4 protein-coding genes and 1 riboswitch are annotated in these 3,435 nt (G+C 72.4%); of the genes, 3 read left to right on the forward strand and 1 reads right to left on the reverse strand.

The annotated features are described in order from the left end of the window. Positions 1-231: 231 nt before the first annotated feature. Entirely contained in the window at positions 232-927 is a 696-nt protein-coding gene (locus GRC12_RS42850) for a class II aldolase/adducin family protein (RefSeq protein ID WP_208785849.1), read from the reverse strand. 151 nt (positions 928-1,078) lie between these two features. On the opposite strand from GRC12_RS42850, the gene GRC12_RS42855 reads away from it, so the two are divergent. From GRC12_RS42855 to GRC12_RS42865, 3 genes are all read left to right on the forward strand, one after another. Beyond that, a complete protein-coding gene (locus tag GRC12_RS42855; RefSeq protein WP_208785850.1) occupies positions 1,079-2,317 on the forward strand; it encodes an inorganic phosphate transporter in 1,239 nt (412 codons plus the stop codon). 34 nt (positions 2,318-2,351) lie between these two features. Further along, complete coding sequence (locus GRC12_RS42860) at positions 2,352-2,579, forward strand: hypothetical protein (RefSeq protein WP_133048219.1); 228 nt, start codon at positions 2,352-2,354, stop codon at positions 2,577-2,579. Positions 2,580-2,706: 127 nt separating this feature from the next. Beyond that, a riboswitch (cobalamin riboswitch) is annotated at positions 2,707-2,846 on the forward strand. Between the two features lie 122 nt (positions 2,847-2,968). Next, positions 2,969-3,435: cobalamin biosynthesis protein (locus tag GRC12_RS42865; RefSeq protein WP_208785851.1), on the forward strand; the 467-nt coding region annotated here is incomplete at its 3' end.

The raw sequence follows: 3,435 nt of genomic DNA on the forward strand, positions 1-3,435 counted from the left end.
GGGCGGCCGGGCGGCGCCTTGAGCGCGGCGTCGCTGGCGAACCGGCCTGCGGCCACGGAGGCCGCGCCGGCGGCCAGGGCTACGGTGACGGCGGCGGCCGTCGCTTTGACAGTGCGCACCCGTCCAGTGTCCTGGCGGTCCGGGTGCCCGGCCAGCGGAAGGGGGAAGCGGGGTGATGCCGTCCGTCGGCGGCGGTGTGGTGTGCTCACCCCACCCCGGTACCCCGTGACGTCACCTCTGCTGCCCGTACCCCCGCAGCTTTTCGCCCACCTCCTCGACCTGGGCGAGGGAGAGCAGGTGCGGGGACATGCCCGGCACCGAGGAGGCGGTGAGCCACAGGCGGCACATCCACTCCAGCTGGGCCGTGCGGTCGTAGGCCTGGGACAGGCTCGTGCCGTGGGCGACGGTGCCGTGGTTCTGCAGGAGGCAGGCGGTGCGGTCGGCGAGGGCGCGGAGCATGTTCTCGGCCAACTCGTGGGTGCCGTACGTCGCGTACGGGGCGACTCGGACGGGGCCGCCCAGGGCCGCGGTCATGTAGTGGATCGTCGGGAGCTCGGGGACGAGGGTGGAGACCGCCGTCGCGTGGACGGCGTGGGTGTGGACGACCGCCCGGGCGCCGGTCGAACGGTATACGGCGAGATGCATCGGCAGCTCGCTCGTCGGGACCAGGGTGCCGAGGACCTGCCGGCCGTCGAGGTCGACGCCGGTGATGTCGTCCGGTGCGAGGCGGTCGTAGGGGACGCCCGAGGGCGTGACCAGCACGGTGTCGCCGACACGCGCCGAGACGTTGCCCGATGTGCCGACGACCAGGCCGTCGGCGACGGTGCGGCGGGCCGTTGCCACGAGCTCCTCCCAGGCCCGCGCCTCCTCGGGGAGCGCGCCCCGCTCTCCCCGTCCGCTGTGCCCGTCCCGCTGCTGTTCACCCATGCCGCGATCATCGCAGGCGCAGGTCGGCCGATACCCGAGTTCGCTCGGGACTACCGATCGCGACACCCTGGCGCCCATCTCAGTTCATCTTCCGTTCACCCAGGTTTCCTACGGTCAACCGACCGATGACTTCGAACGATTGCCTGGGTAAATGGAAAACTTCTCGCTGATCCTCGCGATTGTGGTGATCACCGCACTCGCGTTCGATTTCACGAACGGTTTCCACGACACCGCCAACGCGATGGCCACCACCATCTCGACCGGCGCACTCAAGCCCAAGGTCGCGGTGGCCATGTCCGCCGCGCTCAACCTTGTTGGCGCCTTCCTCTCCGTGGAGGTCGCGAACACGATCTCCAAGGGTCTCGTCGATGAGAACGGCATCCGTCCCGAGGTCATCTTCGCCGCCCTGGTCGGCGCGATCCTCTGGAACCTGGTGACCTGGCTGGTGGGCCTGCCCTCCAGTTCCTCGCATGCCCTGATGGGCGGTCTGATCGGCGCCACCGTCGCCTCGGCCGGCTTCGGCGCGGTCCACGGCGACGTGCTCGTCACCAAGGTGCTGCTGCCGGCGCTCGCCGCCCCGGTCGTCGCCGGGCTCGCCGCGATGCTCGCGACCCGCTTCTCCTACGCCCTCGACCGCAAGGCCGACGGCAAGGCGGCCGAGAAGGGCTACCGCGCCGGGCAGATCGCCTCGGCCGGCCTGGTCTCGCTGGCCCACGGCACCAACGACGCGCAGAAGACGATGGGCATCATCACCCTCGCCCTGGTCGCCGGCGGCGCCGTCGCCCCCGACTCCGACCCGCCCACCTGGGTCATCCTCTCCGCGGGTCTGGCCATCGCGCTCGGCACCTACATCGGCGGCTGGCGCATCATCCGCACGATGGGCAAGGGTCTGACCGAGCTTCAGCCGCGGCAGGGCTTCGCCGCCCAGACCAGCGCTGCCACGGCCATCCTGGCCTCCTCGCACCTCGGTTTCTCCCTCTCCACCACGCACGTCGTCTCCGGTTCGGTGATGGGCGCGGGCCTCGGCCGCAAGGGCGGGGTGGTGCGCTGGTCCACCGCGACCCGGATGCTGGTCGCGTGGGTCCTGACGCTGCCGGCCGCCGCCCTGGTCGGCGCGGGCGCGGAGTCCGTGACGGACCTCGGGGACTGGGGCACCGCCGTCGTCGCCGTCTTCCTCGTCGCCGCGAGCGCCGCGATCTGGAAGGTCTCGCGCCGCGAGGTCGTCGACGCGTCGAACGTCAACGAGACCGAGGAGCCGGCCGGCGTCGTCACCACGGCGATCGCCGCCGTCACCCCTCCTCCCCCGGGCGCGGTGACGGAGGGTCTGACGGCCACGATCCCCGCGCCGGTCACCACCACGGAACCGGCGGCTCCGCCGGCCGCCGTCTGAGCCCCGGCCACCCGGTAACGAAGGAATCAGCAGCATGAAGATCGACTGGTCGGCCCTGGGCTCCGTCTTCGGTGTCAGCCTCGCGGTCACCGTGGGCCTCGTGGCCCTGTTCACCCTCGGCGTCATGGGCCTGTCGCACCGCGAGCGGGCCACCGCGCAGGGCGGCTCGGCGGCCCTCGCGACGGCCGGAGCGTACGTGGCCTTCGCGGGGTGCGCGGCTGCGGTGGCGTACGGAATCAACCTGATCATGGCCAAGGGCTGAGCCCTGACCTCCTGTTGGTGCCGGGACGGTGATCCGTCCCGGCACCTCGCGTTTCCGTGACCACGGCGACCCCTGGCATGTGGGCCTCAGCACACTCTCCCGGCGCAGGTCAACGGCAAGTTGACGGGTCTTCCAGGGGCGTGGTGGACTGCCGGAGCCATGTACGGCGGCAAGGGAGGAAGCCGGTGCGAGTCCGGCGCGGTCCCGCCACTGTCACCGGGGTAGGTAGCCCCGGGAGCCAGGAACTCCCACCGCCGGTCTCGTCGAACCAGGGCGCGGACACCCTGAGTGAGGACATACAGCCATGCTCGCCTGCCGTTTGAGGTACAGGACCGGAATCCTTCCGAAGGGCCCCGGGTCGCTGCCCGGCCCCACGGCCGGCTGAGCCGATGCGTGCCGGTCGCGTCTTCGCGTACGGCGCCGCCGCCGGCCTCCTCGGCGACCAGCTGCTCGGCGATCCGCGCCGGGGGCACCCGGTCGCCGCTTTCGGACGGGCCGCGGGTGCCGTGGAACGGGTGCTGTGGCGGGACCACCGCGGGTGGGGGACGCTGCACACCGCCCTGTGCGTCGGGGGTGCCGTGGCGCTGGGCGCCGTGGCGGAGAAGGCCGTACGTCCGTCCCGTACCGCTTCCGTGGCGCTGACCGCCGCCGCCACCTGGGCGGTTGTCGGCGGCAGCTCGCTCGCGCGCGAGGCGCGGGTCATCGGGCGGGCCCTGCGGGCGGGTGACGTCGAGGGTGCCCGGGAGCGGTTGCCTCATCTGTGCGGGCGGGATCCGCAGGCGCTGGACGCGGACGGGATCGCCCGGGCCGTGGTGGAGTCGGTCGCCGAGAACACCTCGGACGCGGTGGTCGGGGC

Source organism: Streptomyces griseorubiginosus (genome assembly GCF_017614965.1).
Taxonomy (GTDB): Bacteria; Actinomycetota; Actinomycetes; order Streptomycetales; family Streptomycetaceae; genus Streptomyces; species Streptomyces griseorubiginosus_B.

Bases quoted from the DNA above. Each gene is read 5' to 3' on its own strand.
- GRC12_RS42850 (WP_208785849.1), bottom strand. From the start codon at position 927: ATGGGTGAACAGCAGCGGGACGGGCACAGCGGACGGGGAGAGCGGGGC.
- GRC12_RS42855 (WP_208785850.1), top strand. From the start codon at position 1,079: ATGGAAAACTTCTCGCTGATCCTCGCGATTGTGGTGATCACCGCACTC.
- GRC12_RS42860 (WP_133048219.1), top strand. From the start codon at position 2,352: ATGAAGATCGACTGGTCGGCCCTGGGCTCCGTCTTCGGTGTCAGCCTC.